This is a genomic window from Streptomyces sp. NPDC050211, assembly GCF_040656035.1.
GTDB lineage: Bacteria > Actinomycetota > Actinomycetes > Streptomycetales > Streptomycetaceae > Streptomyces.
In genome coordinates this window covers 225554-245493 of the sequence record NZ_JBFALC010000006.1, presented here as the reverse complement: position 1 = coordinate 245493, position 19940 = coordinate 225554, and the positions used below count along the sequence as shown (strand labels likewise).

Sequence of the window (19940 nt, the reverse complement as noted above, 5' to 3'; positions counted from 1 at the left end):
GGAGGCGGCGGGCCACCCGCCCGCGCACCCGGCGTACCCGGCGCACCGGGAGCACCCGGCGGAGGAGGCGGCGGCACTGCCCCGCCCCGCGCCGCCCGCGGCGGCCCTGCCTTGCTCGTCGCCGCATCGGCGATGTCCTCGGCGTTCGGCGCGAGCGGCCGCCCCGGCGCCCCCGGAGACGGCGCACCGGCATCAGCACCACCCGGCCCCTGGGGATACCCGTACGACGGCGCACCAGGCGCACCCGTCCCAGCCGGACCCTGCGGATACCCGTACGACGGCGCAGGCGGCGGCATGTTCCCGTGCGGCGCACCCGTCGCACCGGTGTCATCGATCGCCGGCTCCTGCGCCGTCGGCGGAAGCTGGCTGCCCCCCGACATCAACGCCGTCTTGGCATCCGGCGGCGACGCCTCGTCGTCGGACCCGCTCAGCGGCGGCGCGAACACGGTCTCGGGCAGCGGCACCGAACGGTCGTCCCCCGCATCCGCGTTGGTGTCCGTCCCGGCCCAGGGAGTCGCCCCAGCAGGCACACCGGGACCACTGGGCGCCCCCGCACGCACCCCCGCGCCCCCACCGGTCTCCGACGCACCGACTCCGGCACCATCCGAGGCACCACCAGCCGCAGCCGCCGACGCAGCCGGAGCCTGATCCGCCCGCGCACCCGCAGCGGCACCCGCCCCGGACCCCGCAGCCGACGCCCCAACTCCCGAACCCGAAGACCCAGCTCCCGCACCGGAACCCGAACCCGACGCCCCAGCAGACGCCCCCCGCCGATCCGCGATCCCCAACTGATCCGCCGCCTCCTGCAACCACTCCGGCGGCGTCAGCAAGAACGACGTCTGGTTCAGATCCACGCGCGCCGGAGCGGCCGGCGCCGGTGCCGGCTCGGCCGCACCGTCCGGGCCGCCGGACTCCTCCTCGTACCGGCGAATCACCTCACCCACCGGCAGGGACGGCCACAGCGTGGCCTCGCCGCTGTCCCGTGCGATGACCAGCCGCTGCCTGCCGCCGTCCGAACTCGGCCCGTCGGGGCGGTCCTCCGCCCACACCACGAACCCGAGTTCGAACTCCCGTACTCGCACCTCACGATGCTGGTACGCCGGCACATCACCGTTGATCCACTCTTCCGCGCGCTCCTGCGCCTGCGCGAACGTCACCATCGGTCAGCTCACTCCCCGGACACCGGAACGGACCGCGCGAACCCGCCGTCCACCATCAGATTCGCCACCGTCTCCAGCTCCGGCGGCGATCCCGCCAGCCGGGACAGGAACGCGTCGAAGTCCTCCCCGCACGGCAACAGCAGCCGCTCCACCCGCTCCGCGGGCGCCCACGAGGGATCGACGTCGCGCGCGTCGTCGTACGAGCAGAACCAGACGGAACCGATCCGCTCGCCCTTCACCTTCACGGCCAGCAGACCGCCCTGCACGAACCCGACGCCCAGGTAATCCTTGGTCAGGTGGTCGCGCAGGCACTTGTTGACGTAGACCAGGTCATTGACGGCCGCCTCTTCCCGCACGGTGAAGAAGGGCTGGTCGATCAGCAGGCCCAACTCCGCGTCCAGCGCGGTCCCCACCGGCGCACTCCCACCGGCCGCCTTGAGGAACGACCGATACGCACCCGGCAGCCGGTATCCGAGGTCCTCCTCGACGCCCAGCACCTGCGTCTCCGTCACCGCCAACGCCGACTTCGGCAGACCGAAATGCGCCGGACGCGTCTCCTGCAACGGCCGCGTGCCCCGCTTGTGCTGGTCCACCGCCGCCGTCGCCACACCGCCGTGATGCCGCAGCAACGCCTTCACCTCGACCGGAACCAGCTCCAGCCGCCGCGAGCCCACCACGTGATGCCACGTCCATCCGTGCGGCGTCGCCACCGCCGGAATCGTGTCCCACAACTCGTGCCCCGACGCCGCCAGCGCCGCGTTCGCCGACACATAGTCCGTCAACCGCAACTCATCGACGCCGAAGCCCTCCGGCGGATCGGCGATCTCCGCAGCCGCACGCGCATACGGCGAGAAGTCGGGGTAGCCGCGCTCGTCCACCCGTACCCCTCTGGGATGACGGGCCGCCCGGACCGGGTCCGGGAAATGCACGACCTGCCCGGCATAGGCCGCGTTCGGCGGCGCGGCTTGCTGCCCGAGCCGACCTGTCGTCATGGCGGTTGCCCCCTGCGGCACTCTGTACGACCCCGCGACGGACACCATCGATCCGCCACGGCCCGTATTCGACTGTCTCCAACGCGTTGACCGCGCGCATCGCGGTGCCGACAGCCTATGCGGTACGACCAACCCGGTCACCGGCACCGGGTCCCCACCCCTCCGGTTCCGTGACCAGCCGTCACCCCCTCGTGACAGCGTGCCCAAACCCGGGCGTGTCGCACCGCCCCAGCTTCCGCACCAGCCACGCCATTTGGCACTCTGTGTGATCCGGGGGGATGCACGGGAGGGGATGACGATCATGAACGCGACGCAAACGGGACCGCACCCAGGGCCTCACACGGGCGCGAGCGGCGACCCCAGAATCGGCTGGAGCAGCACCGAGAGCCGCCATGTTCCCGCGCTCCACCACCGCCGCGACGGCATACTCCCCACCGTCGCCGCCGCCCTCTCCGTCCGCGGCGCCACCCTCACCGGCACCGCCGCCCGCGGCGACCAGCCCCCCGCGCTGCACCCCCTCGTCCAGGACTTCCTCGACACCCTCACCAGCGCCCAGCGCGACCGCTTCACCGGCCGCTGCGCCGAGACCATCCTCATCTCCAGACACATCGCCAGCGCCGACGCCGCCCGCAGCAAACGCGCCGCACGCAAGCCCATGACCAACGGCGAAGCCCGCAAAGCCCTCAAACAGGCCAAACTCACCGCCCGCCGCATCCGCGAGGACGGCGACCCCCTGCACGGCAGCTTCGCCGCGCCCTGCCGCGCCTGCACCGCCCTCAGCGCCCACTTCGGCGTCCGCATCGTCGACCCCACGGCGACCGACGACTGACTCCCGTCCCCAACACCCGCGAATCTGAGGGCACATGCACGCCGACCGCTCCTCCACCACCCGCTTCCCCGTACCCGTCGACGCCGCCCTGCGCGCCGCCGGCTGGCAGCCCGGACGCTGGGACATCAAGCAGGCCGAGTACTGGGCCGACGCACTCCGCGACCACACTTCACCCGCGGGCCACCGCCACGCCGTCTTCCCGGCCGCCGTAGAAGCGTGGGCCGAGTTCGGCGGACTGCACATCACGCCCGGCGCCCCCGGCCGCCAGATCGCCCCCGCGACCCTCCACGTCGACCCGCTGCACGGCCTCCACATGGCCCGCACCCTCGGCGACCTCGGTCGCGCCCTCGACACCGACGTCAGCCCTCTCGGCGCCGAAACCGACACCCAGTCCATCCTCGCCATCGACACCGAAGGCCGCGTCTACGCCCTCGACCACACCGGCGACTGGTACCTAGGCCCCGACATCGACCAGGCCCTCGCCGCCCTCGTCGCAGGCATCACCCCCGTACGACTCACCGCGGGCTGACGCGACCAGGCAACGGCTCTACGACGCCGGAATCACCGCCGAGACCCGGAAACCCCCCGCGTCCGTCGGTCCCGACACGAACACCCCGCCCAGCGCGGACACGCGCTCCTTCATCCCCACCAGACCGTTTCCCCCAGACGGCAACCGCGCCGACGACGCGGCCTCCGGCGGCGGTTCGTTCTCCACCTGCATCGCGATCTCGGACACCCGGTGCGCCAGCCGCACATGCGTCTTCGCCCCCGCCGCATGCTTGTGGACGTTCGTCAACGCCTCCTGCACGACCCGGTAAGCGGTCTGCTCGACCTCCGGCGCATACGGCCGCGACTCCCCCTCCACCGAGAAATCCACGGCCATCCCCGCAGCCGCCGACTGCCCGATCAGTTCATCCAGCTCGGACAGACAGGGCCCCTCGCCCGTGCCGTCCTCATCGGCGGCCCGCGACGCCGCGGCGGCCGCGGCCGCCCCCACCGCCGCCAACGCCTGCTCACGCTGCCGCAGCCCGTCCCCGCTGCGCAACACCCCGAGCATCTCCCGCAACTCGGTCAATGCCTGCCGTCCCATGTCGCCCACGAGCGCGGCATTCCGTACAGCCTTCTCAGGGTCCTTCCGAGCCACCGCCTGCAGCGCGGCGGCATGTACGACCATCAGGCTCACCCGGTGCGCGACGACGTCATGCATCTCTCGGGCGATCCGGGTCCGTTCCTCGTTCCTGGCCCACTCGGCCCGCTCCTCGGCCCGCTCGGCAAGCAGCTGAAGCTCCCGCTCCAGCGAGTCCGCCCGCTCCCGCAAGCTCTCCATCAACCGCCGCCGGGCCCCTACATACAGCCCCAGCAGCAAGGGCGGCGCGGTCACCCCGAGAGACGCGCTGATCGAAGCGAACGGAACGAACCAGTCCCCCAGCGACACATCCCCCGACGCCATGTCCTGCCGCACCCGCACGAACGTCACGATCAACGTCCCCACCAGCGACATCCCCGCCAGCGACGCGATGATCCGCCGCGGCAGCTCGGACGCGGCCAGCGTGTACAGACCGACGATGGCCATCAGGAAGCCCATCTGGGCGGGCGTGATGGCGATGGAGACGAGGACGACGGCTATCGGCCACTTCCGCCGAATCACCAGCACCGACCCGGCCAGCACCCCGAACACCACTCCCGCGGCCACCGGAATCCCGGCATCCCGCGCGAACGGAATCCCCTCCGCCGCACACTCCATGGCAGATACGAACGCCAGGCTCCCGTCGAGTACGGCGCTCCGCCACCTGGCCCACCACCAAGGCCCGGTCAGGGCCGGTGCGTGGTCTTCCCCCGTCGTGGTCATGCATCCAGCCTACGGGCGCAAGCCCCCCGTTTTCCGGCGAGTTTTCGCGACTGGCCTACACCACCCTCCGTAACCGAACAGAAGCGAAACCGCCCCATATATCTCGAACTGCTGAATCGCACATCGTTCACGCCGAACCGGCGGTGCGTGACGGGCACCGTCGCGTCAAAGGGTCTTGGTGCGGCATAGTAGGAGGCGCCGCTCGGCGACCCGGTGCAATGCCCGGTCCAGTCGAGCTTGTTCCCCCGTGGTGTAATTGGCAGCACTGTGGCTTTTGGTGCCATCTGTCCGGGTTCGAGTCCTGGCGGGGGAGCCCCTTCTCGGTTCGGGCCCTGACAGCTCTGTCAGGGCCCGCTCTCATGTCCCCCCTGATTCCCCCCGGTATCCTGCGGATGTCACTCCACCCCCTCCACAGCCGAAGGGCATCCCGTGAGCGCCATTCGCCCGGCAGCCGTCGTCGTTCTCGCAGCGGGTGAGGGCACCCGTATGAAGTCGGCCACACCCAAGGTCCTGCACGAGATCTGTGGCCGCAGTCTCGTGGGCCATGTGCTCGCCGCAGCGCGGGAGTTGCAGCCCGAGAACCTGGTCGTCGTGGTGGGTCACGCGCGGGAGAAGGTCGGTGCGCACCTGGCGGAGATCGACCCGCATGTGCGGACGGCGGTGCAGGCGCAGCAGAACGGTACGGGGCATGCCGTGCGGATGGCACTGGAGGAGCTCGGGGGTTCTGTCGACGGCACGGTTGTGGTCGTGTGTGGCGATACCCCGCTGCTCACCGGGGAGACACTCCAAGCCCTCGCCGCCACCCACTCCTCCGACGGCAATGCCGTCACCGTCCTCACCGCCGAGGTGCCGGACGCGACCGGGTACGGCCGTATCGTGCGCGACGGTGCTTCCGGTGCCGTCACGGAGATCGTCGAGCACAAGGACGCGTCCGAGTCGCAGCGCGCGATCCGTGAGATCAACTCCGGTGTGTTCGCCTTCGACGGACAACTCCTCGCGGACGCCCTCGGCAAGGTCCGTACCGACAACAGCCAGGGCGAGGAATACCTCACCGATGTTCTCGGGATTCTGCGCCAGGCCGGTCACCGGGTCGGGGCTTCCGTCGCCGGCGACCATCGTGAGATCGCCGGGATCAACAACCGGGTCCAGCTCTCCGAGGCCCGCCGGATCCTCAACGACCGGCTGCTGACCCGCGCCATGCTGGCCGGCGTCACCGTCATCGACCCCGCGACGACGTGGGTCGATGTGACCGTGACCTTCGAGCAGGATGCCGTCGTCCACCCCGGAACCCAGCTGCACGGCTCCACTCACCTCGGCGAGGGCTCCGAGGTCGGCCCCAACAGCCGGCTCACGGACACGCGGGTCGGTGCCGGTGCGCGGGTCGACAACACGGTCGCAAACGGCGCGGACGTCGGGCCGCAGGCGTCGGTCGGGCCGTACGCCTATCTCCGGCCCGGCACCAGGCTGGGGCTGAAGTCGAAGGTCGGTACCTACGTCGAGACGAAGAACTCCCTGATCGGGGAGGGCACGAAGGTTCCGCACCTCTCCTACGTCGGGGACGCGACGATCGGTGAGTACACGAACATCGGGGCCGCGAGTGTCTTCGTGAACTATGACGGGAAGGACAAACACCACACGACTGTCGGCTCGCACTGCCGTACCGGTTCGGACAACATGTTTGTGGCTCCTGTCACCATCGGGGACGGCGCCTATACGGCCGCCGGGTCCGTGATCACGAAGGATGTGCCGCCCGGTTCGCTCGCCGTGGCCCGGGGTCAGCAGCGGAATATCGAGGGTTGGGTGGCTCGTAAGCGTCCGGGGAGCGCGGCGGCGAAGGCGGCCGAGGCGGCGGCGCGGGAAGCCGCTGACGAGGGCTGACCGGAAACCGGTGCGTCAAACTCGGCGTACCGTGATAAGTGCACATCCGCACACCCCAGCTGAGACACCTCTGAGGAGACAGTGCTGTGACCGGGATCAAGACGACCGGCGAGAAGAAGTTGATGTTCTTCTCCGGCCGCGCCCACCCCGAGCTTGCCGAGGAGGTCGCCCAGCAGTTGGGTGTCGGGGTTGTCCCGACGAAGGCCTTCGACTTCGCGAACGGTGAGATCTACGTCCGTTACGAGGAGTCGGCGCGCGGTGCGGACTGCTTTGTGATCCAGAGCCACACGGCTCCGATCAATCAGTGGATCATGGAGCAGCTGATCATGATCGACGCTCTGAAGCGTGCGTCGGCCCGCTCCATCACCGTCATCGTGCCCTTCTACGGTTACGCGCGGCAGGACAAGAAGCACCGCGGACGTGAACCCATTTCGGCGCGTCTGATCGCGGACATGATGAAGACGGCGGGTGCGGACCGGATCCTCACGGTCGATCTGCACACCGACCAGATCCAGGGCTTCTTCGACGGCCCCGTCGACCATCTCTTCGCGCTGCCGCTGCTCGCGGACTATGTGGGGCGCAAGGTCGACAAGGCGAAGCTGACCGTCGTCTCCCCGGACGCGGGGCGGGTGCGGGTGGCCGACCGCTGGTGCGACCGGCTCGGTGCGCCGCTCGCGATCGTGCACAAGCGGCGCGACAAGGACGTGGCGAACCAGGTGACGGTCCACGAGGTCGTGGGTGAGGTCAAGGGCCGCGTGTGTGTCCTGGTCGACGACATGATCGACACGGGCGGCACGATCTGCGGGGCGGCCGATGCCCTGTTCGCGCACGGCGCCGAGGACGTCATCGTGACGGCGACGCACGGTGTGCTGTCGGGTCCGGCGGCGGACCGGCTGAAGAACTCCCGGGTGAGCGAGTTCGTGTTCACCAACACCCTGCCGACGCCGGCCGAACTGGGCAGTCACCTCGACAAGATCACGGTGCTGTCGATCGCGCCGACGGTCGCGAATGCGGTGCGTGAGGTGTTCGAGGACGGTTCGGTGACGAGCCTGTTCGACGAGCAGTGAGGGCCGAGCAGTAGGGCTCCTCGAAGATCCTTTTGGGTACGGCCTCCCCTGCCGAGTAGACTGCTGAAGTTGCTCGGCGAGGGAGGCCGTACTCATCGTGGTACGGCTGTCCGTTATCGACGCGCTCTTCGTAGCAGGCCGTTCGTGGCCGGGTGACCTTGTCCGTTCTCACCCATACGAGGAGTGCACAGCATGTCCGAGGTAAAGATCTCCGCCGAGACTCGCACCGAGTTCGGCAAGGGCGCCGCCCGCCGTATCCGTCGTGACGCGAAGGTTCCCGGTGTCCTGTACGGCCACGGTGGCGACCCGCTGCACCTGACCCTTCCGGGCCACGAGCTCCTGCTCGCGCTGCGTACGCCGAACGTCCTGATCGCCCTGGACATCGACGGCAAGACGAACGAGCTGGCGATCCCGAAGGCCGTGCAGCGTGACCCGCTGAAGGGCTTCCTGGAGCACGTCGACCTGCTGCTCGTGAAGCGGGGCGAGAAGGTCAACGTCGAGATCTACGTGCAGACCGAGGGTGAGCTGGCCCCCGGTGCCTACCTGCTCGAGCACGTCCTCAACGCGCTTCCGGTCGAGGCCGAGGCCACCCACATCCCCGAGTCCGTCACGGTCTCCGTCGAGGGCCTGGCGGCCGGCGACTCCGTCCTCGCCAAGGACATCCCCCTGCCGAGCGGCACCAAGCTGGCCGTCGACGACGACACGGTCGTCCTCCAGGTCCTGGCCGCGCAGGCCGAGGAGGCCCCGGAGGGCGAAGAGACCGGCGAAGAGGCCACCCAGGCCTGATCCTCACTTTCGTCGTTTCGTCAGCCGCTGTTCCCGCAAGGGGCAGCGGCTGGCGCATGGGGGTCCGGGGGTTGCCCCCGGGAAAGCACAGCAAGGAGACATGGACGTGACGACCGACCCGAGCGCCCCTTGGCTGATCGCCGGACTCGGCAATCCCGGGCCCGAGTACGCCATGAACCGGCACAACGTCGGGTTCATGGTGGCGGATCTGCTGGCTGAGCGGATCGGGGGGAAGTTCAAGCGGGCCGGGAAGGCGCAGGCGCAGGTGGTCGAGGGGCGGATCGGGCCGCCGGGGCCGGGGAGCCGGCGGGTGGTGCTGGTGAAGCCGATGTCGTACATGAATCTGTCCGGTGGGCCCCTGAACGCCCTGCGGGACTTCTACAAGGTTCCGGTGGGCCACATCGTGGCCGTGCACGACGAACTCGACATCGACTACGGCACGTTGCGGCTGAAGCTCGGTGGTGGGGACAACGGGCACAACGGGCTGAAGTCGATGACGAAGGTGATGGGGCCGGACTATCACCGGGTGCGGTTCGGGATCGGGCGGCCCCCGGGGCGGATGCAGGTCGCGGACTTCGTGCTGAAGGACTTCTCCGCGGCGGAGCGCAAGGAGCTGGACTACTTCGTGGACCGGGCGGCGGACGCGGTGGAGTGCCTGGTGATCGAGGGGCTGGAGCGGGCGCAGGGCACGTACAACTCCTGAGGCCGGAGATACGTACGTACAACTCCTGACATTGCCCCCACGGGAGTTGACCGAGCGCGCGGGCATGGCCAATGATCCCCGCCATGCCTTCTGCCGTCATTTCCCACCGGGGCACGGAGACCGCGCTGCGGTTCGGCCGGCTCGCGGCGATGGGTACGGTCGCCGCGCTGATTCTGATCGCCGGTGTGTGGGCGTCGTGGGGGACGGCGCAGTACGTGATGCTGACGAAGGGCCGGGAGCGCGGCACGGTCGAGGTGACGCGGTGCGGTGCCGACACGTGCACCGGGCCGTACACGCCGGTCTCGCCGGGGTCGCAGCCCCGGGAGAGCGTGGTCATCGAGAAGACGGTCGCCGTGCGGAAGGGGCAGACGTACGCGGTCGTCATGAAGCCCGGCGGCAGTGATGTCGTGCGCTCCGGGCCCGGTGGTGTCCTGTATTCCTGGGCTCCGATGGGTGGCGCCTTGCTGCTCGCTTCGGTCGTGGTGGCGGGCGGACTGGGGCGGGCGCGGGCGGCGTGGGTCATGGCGGGGAGCGGGGTCGCGCTGCTCACGGCCGCATTTGTGGTGATCTGAGCGGACTGGGGCGGCTGCGTTCTGTGGGGAAACTGTTCGTTGTCTGTTCGTGATTGACCCAGGGTCAGTCGCGGCTGGAAGCTGAGCCGCCCCCTCCACATCTTCCCGCTCACTTCTCGAAGATGGACTGCCCATGCGTACCCTCACGGTCGTGGCCGCGGCCACCGCCTCACTGCTGCTCGCCCCTTCGGCCCAGGCCACGGACACCTACACCGTCGAGCTGCGGCAGCAACTGCCGCGTACCGCCACCACCCAGGACGGCGGGGCCCCGCAGGAGGACGGCTGCCCCGGGATTCCCGAGACCATGGACGGCTGGCACTTCGTCCTGCCCGGCAACTCCAGCACGTTCGTCAAGCTGACGGTGACCTTCCAGCCCGGTGGCGAACAGGTCGTCACCAGCTTCGGCCCGCCGTCCGACAAGCACGCCTACGTGGCGTCGAAGCCGGGTGCCCTGCTGACCTCCGCGGTCGCCGAGGTCGAAGGCGGCAGCCTGGAGCTGTTCAACCTGTCGCACACCTGCCCGGCGGACACGGCTCCCGATGAGCCGGGCGACGACAAGCCGACCGATGAGCCGAGCGCCACGCCGTCGGCCTCCGCCACTCCGACGACCGAGGAACCGGCCGCGTCCTCCTCCCCCACGGAGACGGCTGCCGCGCCGTCCTCGTCCCCCTCCGCGCAGGGCGGCAGCGGCGCGGGCGACCTCGCCGAGACCGGCAGCGGCGCCCCCGTCGGCCTGCTCTCCGGTGCCGCGGCGGCGCTGCTGGCGGCGGGCGGTTACCTGGTGTTCCGGCGTCGCAAGTCCGCCTGACGCCCCCGCACGACGGTGCCCCCGGCCTCACCACAGAGGCCGGGGGCACCGTCGTACCAGGAATGATCAGCCGGTGTTGCGCAGTCCCGCCGCCACACCGTTCACCGTGAGCAGCAGGGCCCGCGCCAGCAGCGGATCCGGCTCCTCGCCGGCCGCCGCGGCGTCCCGCTGGCGCTTGAGCAGGGTGACCTGGAGGTAGGAGATGGGGTCCAGGTAGGCGTCGCGGATGGTGAAGGTCTGCTTCAGGACCGGGGTGGCGTCGAGGAGTTCCTGTTCGCCGGTGATCTTCAGTACCTCGGCGACGGTCAGCTCGTGCTCGGCCTTGATGGTGTCGAAGACATGCTTGAGGTCGTCGGGGACGAGGGTGTCGACGTAGTGGGCGGCGATCCGCAGGTCCGTCTTGGCGAGGGTCATCTCGACGTTGGAGATGAAGTTGCGGAAGAAGTGCCACTGTTCGTGCATCTCGGCGAGGACGGTGTCCAGGCCGGCCTCGCGCAGCGCCTTCAGGCCGGAGCCGACGCCGAACCAGCCCGGCACGATCTGCCGGGACTGGGTCCAGCCGAACACCCACGGGATGGCGCGCAGGCCGTCGAGTCCGGCGCCGGAGTCCGGGCGGCGGGAAGGGCGTGAGCCGAGGTGGAGATCGGCGAGCTGGTCGACGGGGGTGGAGGCGAAGAAGTACGCGGGCAGGTCCGGGTCCTCCACCAGCCTGCGGTAGGCGGCGTGCGCGGCGTCCGACACGACGTCCATCGCGGCGTCCCAGCGGGCCAGCGCCTCTTCCGGCTGGCGGGGTGCGGTGTGCAGGGCGGACGCCTGGAGCGTGGCGGCGACGGTCAGCTCCAGGTTCTCGCGGGCCAGCGACGGCACGAGGTACTTGTCGGAGATGACCTCGCCCTGTTCGGTCACCTTGATCTCGCCCTCCAGGGTGCCCCAGGGCTGGGCGAGGATCGCGTCGTGGGAGGGGCCGCCGCCGCGGCCGACGGTGCCGCCGCGGCCGTGGAACAGCCTCAGACGCACGCCGTAGCGATGCGCCACGTCGCGCAGGCGGCGCTGGGCGCGGTGGATCTCCCACTGCGAGGTGGTGATGCCGCCGAACTTGGAGGAGTCGGAGTAGCCGAGCATGACCTCCTGCACGTCCCCGCGCAGGGCCACGAGCCTGCGGTACGACGGGTCGGAGAGCATGTCCTCCAGGATCGTGTCGGCGGCCTTGAGCTCGTCGGTGGTCTCGAGCAGCGGCACGATGCCGATCTTCGCCCAGCCGGCGTGCAGGTCGATGAGCCCCGCCTCGCGCGCCAGCACGGCGGCGGCGAAGACGTCATCGGCGCCCTGGCACATGGAGATGATGTACGACTCGACGACCTCGGGTCCGAAGACCTCCAGGGCCCGCTTGACGGTCTCGAACACGCCGAGGGTCTTCGCGCCGGCCGCGTCGACGGGCGCCGGGGTCGGGCCCAGCGGCCTGCGGGAGCGGAGCTCCTTCGCGAGCAGCTTGAGCCGGTACTCGCGCGGCATGTCCTCGTACCGCCAGGACTCCTCGCCGAGACGGTCGAAGAGCTGGCCGAGGGCGTGGTGGTGGGCGTCGGCGTGCTCGCGGACGTCCATCGTGGCGAGCTGGAGGCCGAAGGCGGCGAGCGTACGGATCGTACGGTTCATCCGGCCTTCCGCGAACAGTCCGCCGCGGTGCTCCCTGAGCGAGGTCTGGATCAGGGTCAGGTCGGCCAGCAGCTCGGAGGTGCCGAGGTAGTCGCGGCCCGGCTCGTGCGGGGTGCCGGTGGCGAGGCGCTGCTTGGTGTTCTCCAGCTTCTGCCGGACGCAGGTGGCCTTGAGCCGGTAGGGCTCCTCCGCGTTGAGCCGCTTGTAGCGGGGGCTGATCTCGGGCAGGCGTTCGAGGTCTGTCTGCAACGACGTGAGCAGTTCTTCCGTCGCGCCGGTGTAGCGGATGGAGTTCGACAGGAAGCCGCGCAGCTCGTCGACCATCTCCAGGGCGTCGTTGATGCCGTGCTCGTGCTGGAGGATCAGCACCTCCCAGGTGACCTCGGGGGTCACATTGGGGTTGCCGTCGCGGTCGCCGCCGATCCAGGTGCCGAAGGTGAGCGGGCGCGTGTCGTCGGGGAGCTTCACACCGACGCGCTCCAGCTCGGCGGTCAGGTCCTCGAGTACGTCACCGACGGCGCCGGCGTGCAGTTCGTCGAGGTAGTAGATCGCGTTGCGGGCCTCGTCCGCGGGCTCGGGGCGTACGACGCGCAGCTCGTCCGTCTGCCAGACGAGGTCGATGTTCTCGGCCAGCCGGGTGTCGTAGCGGCGGCGGTCGGCCTCGATGACCGGGGTCTCCAGGAGCGCGGCGATGCGCCGGAGCTTGTTGAGCACCGAGCGGCGCGCGGCCTCGGTCGGGTGGGCCGTGAACACGGGACGAACGTTGAGGTGCTTGACCGTCTGGCGCAGATGCTCGGGGTCGGCGTCCTTCAGCCGGTCGGCCGTACGGGCGAGGAGTCCGCCCTCGGCGGCACGCTTGGCGCGCAGCTCCCGGCCGCGGTGGACCTGCTCGGTGACGTTGGCCAGGTGGAAGTAGGTGGAGAAGGCGCGGACCAGCTTGGCCGCGGTGTCCAGTTCCGTGCCGCGCAGCAGCTCGGCGGCGGCCTCGCCGTCCTCACGGGTGAGGCGGCGGACCTTCTCGACGAGTTCCAGCAGCTCAGGGCCTTCCTGGCGGACGAGGGTCTCGCCGAGGAGATCGCCCAGCCGCCTGATGTCGGCGCGCAGCTCACTGCTGGTCGTGGTCTGGTCGTCGGCACTGCTCACAGGTGCGGCTCCTTGCAGTGTTGAAGCTCATCTGGAGGGGACCCGGAGTGTGGTCGCGCGGCGGGGGCCGCATACGGGCCGGGCATCCGGGAATTAATCAGAGCGGACCGCGCTGTCCGACCGATTCCTAAGGATAGGTGTCCGTGCGGACGCGCAGGCCCACGGGCTCTTGCCGACCGGCGACGCGCTGCCATACTTACGTCGCCGTAGGTTACGGAACCGTAGGGACTCCCGTCAGAGCCCTCGACGACCCTGGGTTCCCAGCCCGGGCACTTGCCTCAACCCACGAACCCCACAGGGGACGCCCCATGACCACGAGCTCCGATGTGATCGACGACGCCCCGAAGGCGCCCAACAACACCCCACTCCCCAAGGCCACGCTCGGCGGCGAGAAGAAGGGGCGCGTCGAGCAGCTCGCGCTTCTCCTCTTCATCGTCGTCCCCTTCCTCGCGCTCGCCGCGGCGGTGCCGCTGGCCTGGGGCTGGGGAGTGAGCTGGCTGGACCTCGGTCTGCTGGTCTTCTTCTACTTCTTCGCCTGCCACGGCGTCACGATCGGCTACCACCGCTACTTCACCCACGGCTCCTTCAAGGCCAAACGTCCGCTGCGCATCGCACTCGCCATCGCCGGTTCGATGGCGGTGGAGGGCCCGCTGGTCCGCTGGGTCGCGGACCATCGCAAGCACCACAAGTTCTCCGACGCGGAGGGCGACCCGCACTCTCCGTGGCGTTACGGGGAGACGCTCCCGGCGCTGATGAAGGGACTGTGGTGGGCGCACATCGGCTGGATGTTCGACGAGGAGCGGACGCCGCAGGACAAGTACGCGCCGGATCTGATCAAGGACGACACGATCCGGACGATCTCCCGTCAGTTCCTCTACTGGACGGTGCTCTCCCTCGCCCTGCCCGCGCTGATCGGCGGGCTGGTGACGATGTCGTGGTGGGGCGCGTTCACGGGCTTCTTCTGGGGATCACTCGTTCGAGTGGCCCTGTTGCACCATGTGACCTGGTCGATCAACTCGATCTGCCACGCGGTCGGCAAGCGCCCCTTCAAGTCGCGTGACAAGTCCGGCAACGTGTGGTGGCTGGCGGTCCTGTCCTGCGGTGAGTCCTGGCACAACCTGCATCACGCCGACCCGACCTCCGCGCGGCACGGTGTGGAGCGCGGTCAGATCGACTCCTCGGCCCGGATCATCCGCTGGTGCGAGCAGTTCGGCTGGGCGTACGACGTGCGCTGGCCGTCACGCTCGCGTATCGATTCCCGCCGTAACACCGAGAACGACAGCTCTCAGCGGGAGAAGGCGACCGCCGAGGCTGCATGATTGACGGCGTGGCGACCGATCCCAGCACCTCCAGCAATGAGAAGCCGCGGCGAGCGCGCCGAACCCGGATGACGGGAGCGGAGCGCCGCCAGCAGCTGCTGGAGATCGGTCGCACCCTCTTCGCGGAGAGAGGCTTCGAGGCCACGTCGGTGGAGGAGATCGCGGCGAAGGCAGGGGTGTCCAAGCCGGTGGTGTACGAGCACTTCGGCGGCAAGGAGGGCCTGTACGCGGTGGTGGTGGACCGCGAGATGCGGCGCCTGCTGGACATGGTGACAAGCTCCCTCACGGCGGGCCACCCCCGAGAACTCTGCGAGCAAGCGGCCTTCGCCCTCCTCGACTACATCGAGGAATACACGGACGGCTTCCGCATCCTCGTCCGCGACTCCCCCATCCCCCAGTCCACGGGTTCCTTCGCCTCCCTCATCTCGGACATCGCCACCCAGGTGGAGGACATCCTCGGCCGCGAGTTCAAACGCCGCGGCTTCGACCCCAAACTGGCCCCCCTCTACGCCCAGGCCCTCGTCGGCATGGTCGCCCTCACCGGCCAGTGGTGGCTCGACGTCCGCCGCCCGAAGAAGGCGGAGGTCGCGGCCCATCTGGTGAACCTGGCCTGGCACGGCCTGGACGGCTTGGAGGCGAAGCCTCGGCTGATAGGGCGCCGGAAGGCCTAGCCGAGCGGTTCGAGGAACTCCAGCCGGTTGCCGAAAGGGTCCTCGGAGTAGAAGCGCCGGTACCCCGGCAGATTCTCGTCCCAGATGACGGTCGCCCCATGAACTTCGAGCCGGGCGGCGTACGTCTCGATCCCGGTGACTCGCAGCCCCGGGTGCGCTTTCCTCGCCGGACGGAAATCCTCCTCGATTCCCAGGTGCAGCTGCACCGGCCCCGACTGGAACCAGCAGCCTCCGCGCGCGGCGAGCGCGGGCGGCTTGGGTATCTCGGTCAGGCCGAGGACATCGACGTAGTACGACCGGAGCCGCTCCTCCGAGCCGGGCGGCGCCGTGAGCTGGACATGGTCGACGGCGGTGATCATCACGCCTCCTTGCGGGCGACGGCGAAGATGCGGCGGAAGGGGAACGGGGTGCCGTGGGGGCCGGATGGATAGGCCTCGCGCAGGGCCGAGCGGTACTCGGCCACGAAGGCGTCCCGTTCGTCGGGGTCGTCGGTGAGGGCGGTGAGGACGGGGCGTAGGCCTGTTCCCTTGACCCAGTCGAGTACGGGGTCCTGGCCGGTGAGGAGGTGGACGTACGTCGTCTCCCAGACGTCGGCCGTGCAGCCCAGCGCGGTCAGGTGTTCCAGGTAGGTCTCGGGGGCGAGGACGGCGTCGTCGTGGCGGAGGGTGGCGGCGAGGCGGTCGCCGAAGCGCGGGGAATCGGCGAGTTCGCGCATCAGGCGGTGGCTGGGGGCGTCGAAGTTGCCGGGCACCTGGAAGGCGAAGGTGCCGCCGGGGGTGAGGCCGGCGATCCAGTCGGCGAAGCGGTCCGCGTGCCCGGGGACCCACTGCAGCGTGGCATTGCTGACGATCAGGTCGTACGGCCGTACGGGCTCCCAGGTGCGGACGTCGGCGGGCGCGAAGTCGAGGTGGCCGCCGCCTACCGTGGGGCCCGCATGAGCCTCGGCCCGGGACAGCATCTCGGGCGAGTTGTCGTAGCCGGTGATGTGCGCGGTGGGCCAGCGGTCGGCGAGGAGGGTGGTGACATTGCCGGGCCCACAGCCGAGGTCGGCGATGCGGGGCGGGGTGCCGGGCAGGTCGGGGATGCGGGCCAGGAGGTCGGCGAAGGGGCGGGCGCGGTGGCCGGCGTGGCGCAGGTACTGGGCGGGGTCCCAGGTGGGGGCGGACATGGTGGGCCTCCGGGAGGGGAACGACCGTGGCTGACAGGTACCCAGCCTGCCCCGATGATTACCTTGAGGTCAAGAAGCTTGACGTCAAGAGACTTCACATCGACACAACCACTACACTGATCGTCATGGAGGACGAGGTCGATCGGCTGGTCGCAGCGTGGCGCCGGGAGCGCCCTGACCTCGACGTGGAACCGCTCGAGGTGCTCAGCCGGGTGAGCAGACTGGCCCGGCACCTGGACCGCGCACGTCGGCTGGCCTTCTCCGAACACAGCCTGGAGCCCTGGGAGTTCGACGTGCTGACGGCGCTGCGGCGTGCCGGCACGCCGTATCAGCTCTCGCCGGGGCAGTTGCTGACGCAGACGCTGGTCACCTCGGGGACGATGACGAACCGTATCGACCGCCTGGCCAAGAAGGGGCTGGTGGAGCGGCTGCCGGATCCTAGCGACCGGCGTGGTGTGCTGGTTCGGCTGACCGACGAGGGGCGCGATCGGGCCGATCAGGCGCTTGCGGGGCTGCTTGATCAGGAGCGGGCGATTCTGGCGGAGTTGTCGCGGGCGCAGCGGGGTGAGCTGGCGGGGTTGCTGCGTCAGCTGACGGCGCCGTTCGACAACATTCCTGGGTAGGAACTGGTTGTCGGTTGTCTGCGGGTTCGTTGTGGCTGGTCGCGCAGTTCCCCGCGCCCCTTCGGGCGCTTCCAGTCACCGGCACAGATCAGGCGCTGCTGCTTTCCTCCACCCCGATCCTCCCTACGGGCCCTAGATCCACCGGGCCCACCCCCGCCCGCCTCGCCAGTGCCACCGCGGCCAGTGTCGAGTGCACGCCCAGCTTGCCCAGGACGTTCTGCATGTGCGTGCGGACGGTGTGCGGGGAGAGGAACAGGCGCTCGGCTACCGCTTTGCGTCCCAGGCCCGCGACCATGCAGCGCAGTACCTCGCGCTCGCGCGGGGTGAGGGACTCCACGAGCCGTTCGCTCTCGGTGCGGTGTTTGCGGGCGGCCGTCAGCTCGCGCAGGACGCCGGTGAGCAGGGCGGGCGGCAGGTGGGTCTCGTCGCGCAGGACGCCGCGGATGACGGTGAGCAGCCGGGAGAGCGAACAGTCCTTGGCGACCCAGCCCGACGCCCCGGCCTGCAGGGCGAGCGCGGCCCGGCGTGGGTCGTCCTTCTCGGCGAGGACGACGATCCGTACGCCTGGCTGTGCGACGCGGACGCCGGCGACCAGGGAGATCCCGTCGACGAGCCCGTCCTCGTTCCCTTCCTGTACGGGTGCGGGACGCACACCCGGCACATTTCCGCCCAGATCGGCGTCGACGAGCAGCACGTCGAAGCGGCGCCCCTCGGCGACGGCGCGCTCCAGACTGCGCATGGCGGCAGGGCCGCTGCCCGCCGCGGACACGTCGACGTCAGGCTCGGCGGCCAGTGCGGCGGCGAGCGACTCGGCGAAGATGCGGTGGTCGTCGACGACTAGGACTCGGATACGAACCACTGAAAACCCCCACTGGTCCGGGAAAACGACGACCTGTGCGGGTACGACGCCCAGGAATGGTCGCAGTCGCACGGCCGCCGCCGTGCCAAGACTGCTACCCCCACTGCGGGCGTCGTACCCGACTTGTCTCGCCCCCTGATCAGCACCGGCCCCCACCGGTGCTGTTCATCAGAGTACGGGCGGGGGCCGACAGCGGAAGGTAATTTGCAGAACTGGTTGTCCAGCGCGTTTATGGTGAGCCGCATGTTTCGTATCGAGACAGAAGTCGACAAAGAGCGGCGCGACTTGCTTCGTTCCCGTCTCCGCGCCGCCAATACGGCGGCTTCACCGATCTTGCGCGGACTGCGCGGAACCCCTGGTGAACGGGAACTTCCGCTCCATGTCTGGGTGTTGGATCACCACGACCGGCTGGCGGGCGGCCTCGTCGGCCACACCTGGACGACCTGGCTGCACGTGACCTATCTGTGGGTGGACGAGCGCCTTCGGGGCGCAGGGCTGGGCTCCCGGCTGCTGGCGCAAGCGGAGCACGTCGCGCGCACGGAGCGCGGCTGTCGGGGCGCGCGCCTGGAGACCTGGGATTTCCAGGCGCCGGAGTTCTACCAGAAGCAGGGCTATGACGTGGTGTGCGTGATCCCCGACTATCCGCCGGGGATCACGGAGTACACGCTGACCAAGCGGCTCAGCTGAGCCGCCGCGCCCCCGCCGAAGGCACCGCCTCGAAGACGCGCGGTGCCGTGAAGCCGGCCGCCGCGAAGGCCTCCTGCACCGCCTTGGTGATGGTGTCGACGTCGGCCGTCTCGGCCAGCACGATCGCCGAGCCGCCGAAGCCGCCGCCGGTCATGCGGGCGCCGATCGCCCCGGTGGAGAGGGCTGTGTCGACGACCAGGTCCAGTTCGGGGCAGGAGATGCGGAAGTCGTCGCGCAGGGAGGCGTGGCCCTCGACGAGCACCTGGCCGATCGCGCGGGTCTCGCCGGCCTTCAGCAGGGCGACCGTCTGCTCCACCCGGTGGTTCTCGGTGACGATGTGGCGCACCAGCCGGCGCACCTCCTCCTCGTCGCCGAGCCGTGCGAGCGCCGCGTCCAGGCCGTCGTACGGTACGTCCCGCAGCGCTTCGACGCCCAGGAGGGCGGCGCCCTTCTCGCAGCCGGCGCGGCGCTTGCCGTACTCGCCGGTCGAGTGCTCGTGCTTGACCTGGGTGTCGACGACGAGCAGGCGCATGCCCTCGGCGGCCAGGTCGAAGGGGATCTGCTGCTGGGAGAGGTCGCGGGTGTCGAGGAACAGGGCGTGGCCCGCGGTGCAGCAGGCGGACGCGGTCTGGTCCATGATGCCGACGGGGGCGCCGACGTAGACATTCTCGGCGCGCTGGCACAGGCGGGCCAGCTGCCAGCCCTTGAGGCCGAGTTCGTACAGGTCGTTCAGGGCCAGGGCGACCGCGACCTCCAGCGCCGCCGACGAGGACAGGCCCGCGCCGGACGGGACGGTCGAGGTCAGGTGGATGTCGGCGCCGGTGACCGGGTGGCCCGCGTCGCGCAGGGCCCAGGCGACGCCCGCCGGGTAGGCCGTCCAGTTCGTGTCCGACCCCGGGTTCAGTTCGTCGACGCGCAGTTCGACGACCGGGCCCTCGACGTCCTCCGAGTGCAGGCGCAGGACGCCGTCCTCGCGTCGGGACACCGCCACGACCGTGACGTGCGGCAGCGCGAACGGCATGACGAAGCCGTCGTTGTAGTCGGTGTGCTCGCCGATCAGGTTGACCCGGCCCGGCGCCGCCCACACTCCCTCCGGCTCGGCCCCGTACAGCTCCTTGAACCGCTCGGCGACACCACCGACGACAGGCTCGCTCATCCCCTGACCCCTGACCT

Annotated in this window: 19 protein-coding genes, 1 tRNA gene and 1 pseudogene; 13 read left to right on the top strand and 8 right to left on the bottom strand. The window is 70.0% G+C overall.

The genetic code is table 11. The annotated features are described in order from the left end of the window. Both AB0I98_RS09520 and AB0I98_RS09515 read right to left on the bottom strand, forming a co-directional pair. Positions 1 to 1160: pseudogene (locus tag AB0I98_RS09520) on the bottom strand (hypothetical protein); the annotation flags it as partial. Positions 1161 to 1168: 8 nt separating this feature from the next. Next, positions 1169 to 2152, bottom strand: coding sequence for an SMI1/KNR4 family protein (locus tag AB0I98_RS09515; RefSeq protein WP_362937743.1), 984 nt, complete (start codon positions 2150 to 2152; stop codon positions 1169 to 1171). A gap of 292 nt (positions 2153 to 2444) precedes the next feature. Here AB0I98_RS09515 and AB0I98_RS09510 point away from each other — a divergent pair, with 292 nt between their 5' ends. Both AB0I98_RS09510 and AB0I98_RS09505 read left to right on the top strand, forming a co-directional pair. After that, positions 2445 to 2981 carry a YwqJ-related putative deaminase gene (locus tag AB0I98_RS09510; protein ID WP_362937741.1) on the top strand — a complete coding sequence of 179 codons (537 nt, stop codon included), beginning with the start codon at positions 2445 to 2447 and terminating at the stop codon, positions 2979 to 2981. 34 nt (positions 2982 to 3015) lie between these two features. Then, the gene (locus AB0I98_RS09505; protein ID WP_362937738.1) at positions 3016 to 3510 is read left to right on the top strand and encodes an SUKH-3 domain-containing protein; all 495 of its coding nucleotides are present in this window, start codon (positions 3016 to 3018) and stop codon (positions 3508 to 3510) included. 18 nt (positions 3511 to 3528) lie between these two features. Here AB0I98_RS09505 and AB0I98_RS09500 read toward each other — a convergent pair whose 3' ends face one another. Next, a complete protein-coding gene (locus tag AB0I98_RS09500; protein ID WP_362937735.1) occupies positions 3529 to 4830 on the bottom strand; it encodes a histidine kinase in 1302 nt (433 codons plus the stop codon). 241 nt (positions 4831 to 5071) lie between these two features. On the opposite strand from AB0I98_RS09500, the gene AB0I98_RS09495 reads away from it, so the two are divergent. From AB0I98_RS09495 to AB0I98_RS09465, 7 genes are all read left to right on the top strand, one after another. After that, a tRNA-Gln gene (locus tag AB0I98_RS09495) sits at positions 5072 to 5143 on the top strand. A 116-nt stretch (positions 5144 to 5259) separates the two neighbouring features. Then, positions 5260 to 6708, top strand: coding sequence for a bifunctional UDP-N-acetylglucosamine diphosphorylase/glucosamine-1-phosphate N-acetyltransferase GlmU (gene glmU, locus AB0I98_RS09490; RefSeq protein WP_362937732.1), 1449 nt, complete (start codon positions 5260 to 5262; stop codon positions 6706 to 6708). 86 nt (positions 6709 to 6794) lie between these two features. Next, positions 6795 to 7775 (top strand): ribose-phosphate diphosphokinase, encoded by a 981-nt coding sequence (locus AB0I98_RS09485; RefSeq protein ID WP_362937729.1) that lies wholly within the window; start codon positions 6795 to 6797, stop codon positions 7773 to 7775. Between the two features lie 192 nt (positions 7776 to 7967). After that, entirely contained in the window at positions 7968 to 8561 is a 594-nt protein-coding gene (locus AB0I98_RS09480) for a 50S ribosomal protein L25/general stress protein Ctc (RefSeq protein ID WP_362937726.1), read from the top strand. A gap of 100 nt (positions 8562 to 8661) precedes the next feature. Then, a complete protein-coding gene (gene pth, locus AB0I98_RS09475) occupies positions 8662 to 9264 on the top strand; it encodes an aminoacyl-tRNA hydrolase (protein WP_362937723.1) in 603 nt (200 codons plus the stop codon). 83 nt (positions 9265 to 9347) lie between these two features. Next, positions 9348 to 9836, top strand: coding sequence for a hypothetical protein (locus AB0I98_RS09470; RefSeq protein ID WP_362937720.1), 489 nt, complete (start codon positions 9348 to 9350; stop codon positions 9834 to 9836). A gap of 133 nt (positions 9837 to 9969) precedes the next feature. Further along, complete coding sequence (locus AB0I98_RS09465) at positions 9970 to 10644, top strand: LPXTG cell wall anchor domain-containing protein (protein WP_362937717.1); 675 nt, start codon at positions 9970 to 9972, stop codon at positions 10642 to 10644. 66 nt (positions 10645 to 10710) lie between these two features. On the opposite strand, the gene ppc is transcribed toward AB0I98_RS09465, so the two are convergent. Continuing rightward, the gene (gene ppc / locus AB0I98_RS09460) at positions 10711 to 13440 is read right to left on the bottom strand and encodes a phosphoenolpyruvate carboxylase (RefSeq protein ID WP_362937714.1); all 2730 of its coding nucleotides are present in this window, start codon (positions 13438 to 13440) and stop codon (positions 10711 to 10713) included. Positions 13441 to 13748: 308 nt separating this feature from the next. Between ppc and AB0I98_RS09455 the strand changes: the two genes are divergently transcribed. Together AB0I98_RS09455 and AB0I98_RS09450 are read left to right on the top strand one after the other, a co-directional pair. Beyond that, positions 13749 to 14759: an acyl-CoA desaturase gene (locus tag AB0I98_RS09455; protein WP_362937711.1), complete on the top strand. Its 1011-nt coding sequence runs from the start codon at positions 13749 to 13751 to the stop codon at positions 14757 to 14759. Beyond that, positions 14756 to 15430 (top strand): TetR/AcrR family transcriptional regulator, encoded by a 675-nt coding sequence (locus AB0I98_RS09450; protein ID WP_328363148.1) that lies wholly within the window; start codon positions 14756 to 14758, stop codon positions 15428 to 15430. Before AB0I98_RS09455 ends, AB0I98_RS09450 begins: the two co-directional genes overlap by 4 nt. Here the strand turns inward: AB0I98_RS09450 and AB0I98_RS09445 are convergent. Continuing rightward, positions 15427 to 15789, bottom strand: coding sequence for a glyoxalase (locus AB0I98_RS09445; protein ID WP_362937708.1), 363 nt, complete (start codon positions 15787 to 15789; stop codon positions 15427 to 15429). The two genes, AB0I98_RS09450 and AB0I98_RS09445, sit on opposite strands and share 4 nt — an antisense overlap. Further along, entirely contained in the window at positions 15789 to 16598 is an 810-nt protein-coding gene (locus AB0I98_RS09440; protein ID WP_362937705.1) for a trans-aconitate 2-methyltransferase, read from the bottom strand. Before AB0I98_RS09440 ends, AB0I98_RS09445 begins: the two co-directional genes overlap by 1 nt. Before the next feature lie 125 nt (positions 16599 to 16723). Here AB0I98_RS09440 and tamR point away from each other — a divergent pair, with 125 nt between their 5' ends. Further along, entirely contained in the window at positions 16724 to 17221 is a 498-nt protein-coding gene (gene tamR / locus AB0I98_RS09435) for a MarR family transcriptional regulator TamR (RefSeq protein WP_059196100.1), read from the top strand. A gap of 88 nt (positions 17222 to 17309) precedes the next feature. On the opposite strand, the gene AB0I98_RS09430 is transcribed toward tamR, so the two are convergent. After that, entirely contained in the window at positions 17310 to 18080 is a 771-nt protein-coding gene (locus AB0I98_RS09430) for a response regulator transcription factor (RefSeq protein ID WP_362937702.1), read from the bottom strand. Positions 18081 to 18311: 231 nt separating this feature from the next. Here AB0I98_RS09430 and AB0I98_RS09425 point away from each other — a divergent pair, with 231 nt between their 5' ends. After that, entirely contained in the window at positions 18312 to 18767 is a 456-nt protein-coding gene (locus AB0I98_RS09425; RefSeq protein ID WP_362937769.1) for a GNAT family N-acetyltransferase, read from the top strand. Here AB0I98_RS09425 and galK read toward each other — a convergent pair. Continuing rightward, entirely contained in the window at positions 18760 to 19923 is a 1164-nt protein-coding gene (galK, locus tag AB0I98_RS09420) for a galactokinase (protein ID WP_362937699.1), read from the bottom strand. The genes AB0I98_RS09425 and galK overlap by 8 nt on opposite strands. Positions 19924 to 19940 lie beyond the last annotated feature (17 nt).

Excerpts from the sequence above, each read along its gene's own strand:
- AB0I98_RS09515 (WP_362937743.1), bottom strand. The coding sequence starts at position 2,152 with ATGACGACAGGTCGGCTCGGGCAGCAAGCCGCGCCGCCGAACGCGGCC.
- AB0I98_RS09510 (WP_362937741.1), top strand. The coding sequence starts at position 2,445 with ATGACGATCATGAACGCGACGCAAACGGGACCGCACCCAGGGCCTCAC.
- AB0I98_RS09505 (WP_362937738.1), top strand. The coding sequence starts at position 3,016 with ATGCACGCCGACCGCTCCTCCACCACCCGCTTCCCCGTACCCGTCGAC.
- AB0I98_RS09500 (WP_362937735.1), bottom strand. The coding sequence starts at position 4,830 with ATGACCACGACGGGGGAAGACCACGCACCGGCCCTGACCGGGCCTTGG.
- AB0I98_RS09480 (WP_362937726.1), top strand. The coding sequence starts at position 7,968 with ATGTCCGAGGTAAAGATCTCCGCCGAGACTCGCACCGAGTTCGGCAAG.
- pth (WP_362937723.1), top strand. The coding sequence starts at position 8,662 with ATGGACGTGACGACCGACCCGAGCGCCCCTTGGCTGATCGCCGGACTC.
- AB0I98_RS09470 (WP_362937720.1), top strand. The coding sequence starts at position 9,348 with ATGCCTTCTGCCGTCATTTCCCACCGGGGCACGGAGACCGCGCTGCGG.
- AB0I98_RS09465 (WP_362937717.1), top strand. The coding sequence starts at position 9,970 with ATGCGTACCCTCACGGTCGTGGCCGCGGCCACCGCCTCACTGCTGCTC.
- AB0I98_RS09455 (WP_362937711.1), top strand. The coding sequence starts at position 13,749 with ATGACCACGAGCTCCGATGTGATCGACGACGCCCCGAAGGCGCCCAAC.
- AB0I98_RS09450 (WP_328363148.1), top strand. The coding sequence starts at position 14,756 with ATGATTGACGGCGTGGCGACCGATCCCAGCACCTCCAGCAATGAGAAG.
- AB0I98_RS09445 (WP_362937708.1), bottom strand. The coding sequence starts at position 15,789 with ATGATCACCGCCGTCGACCATGTCCAGCTCACGGCGCCGCCCGGCTCG.
- AB0I98_RS09440 (WP_362937705.1), bottom strand. The coding sequence starts at position 16,598 with ATGTCCGCCCCCACCTGGGACCCCGCCCAGTACCTGCGCCACGCCGGC.
- tamR (WP_059196100.1), top strand. The coding sequence starts at position 16,724 with ATGGAGGACGAGGTCGATCGGCTGGTCGCAGCGTGGCGCCGGGAGCGC.
- AB0I98_RS09425 (WP_362937769.1), top strand. The coding sequence starts at position 18,312 with ATGGTGAGCCGCATGTTTCGTATCGAGACAGAAGTCGACAAAGAGCGG.
- galK (WP_362937699.1), bottom strand. The coding sequence starts at position 19,923 with ATGAGCGAGCCTGTCGTCGGTGGTGTCGCCGAGCGGTTCAAGGAGCTG.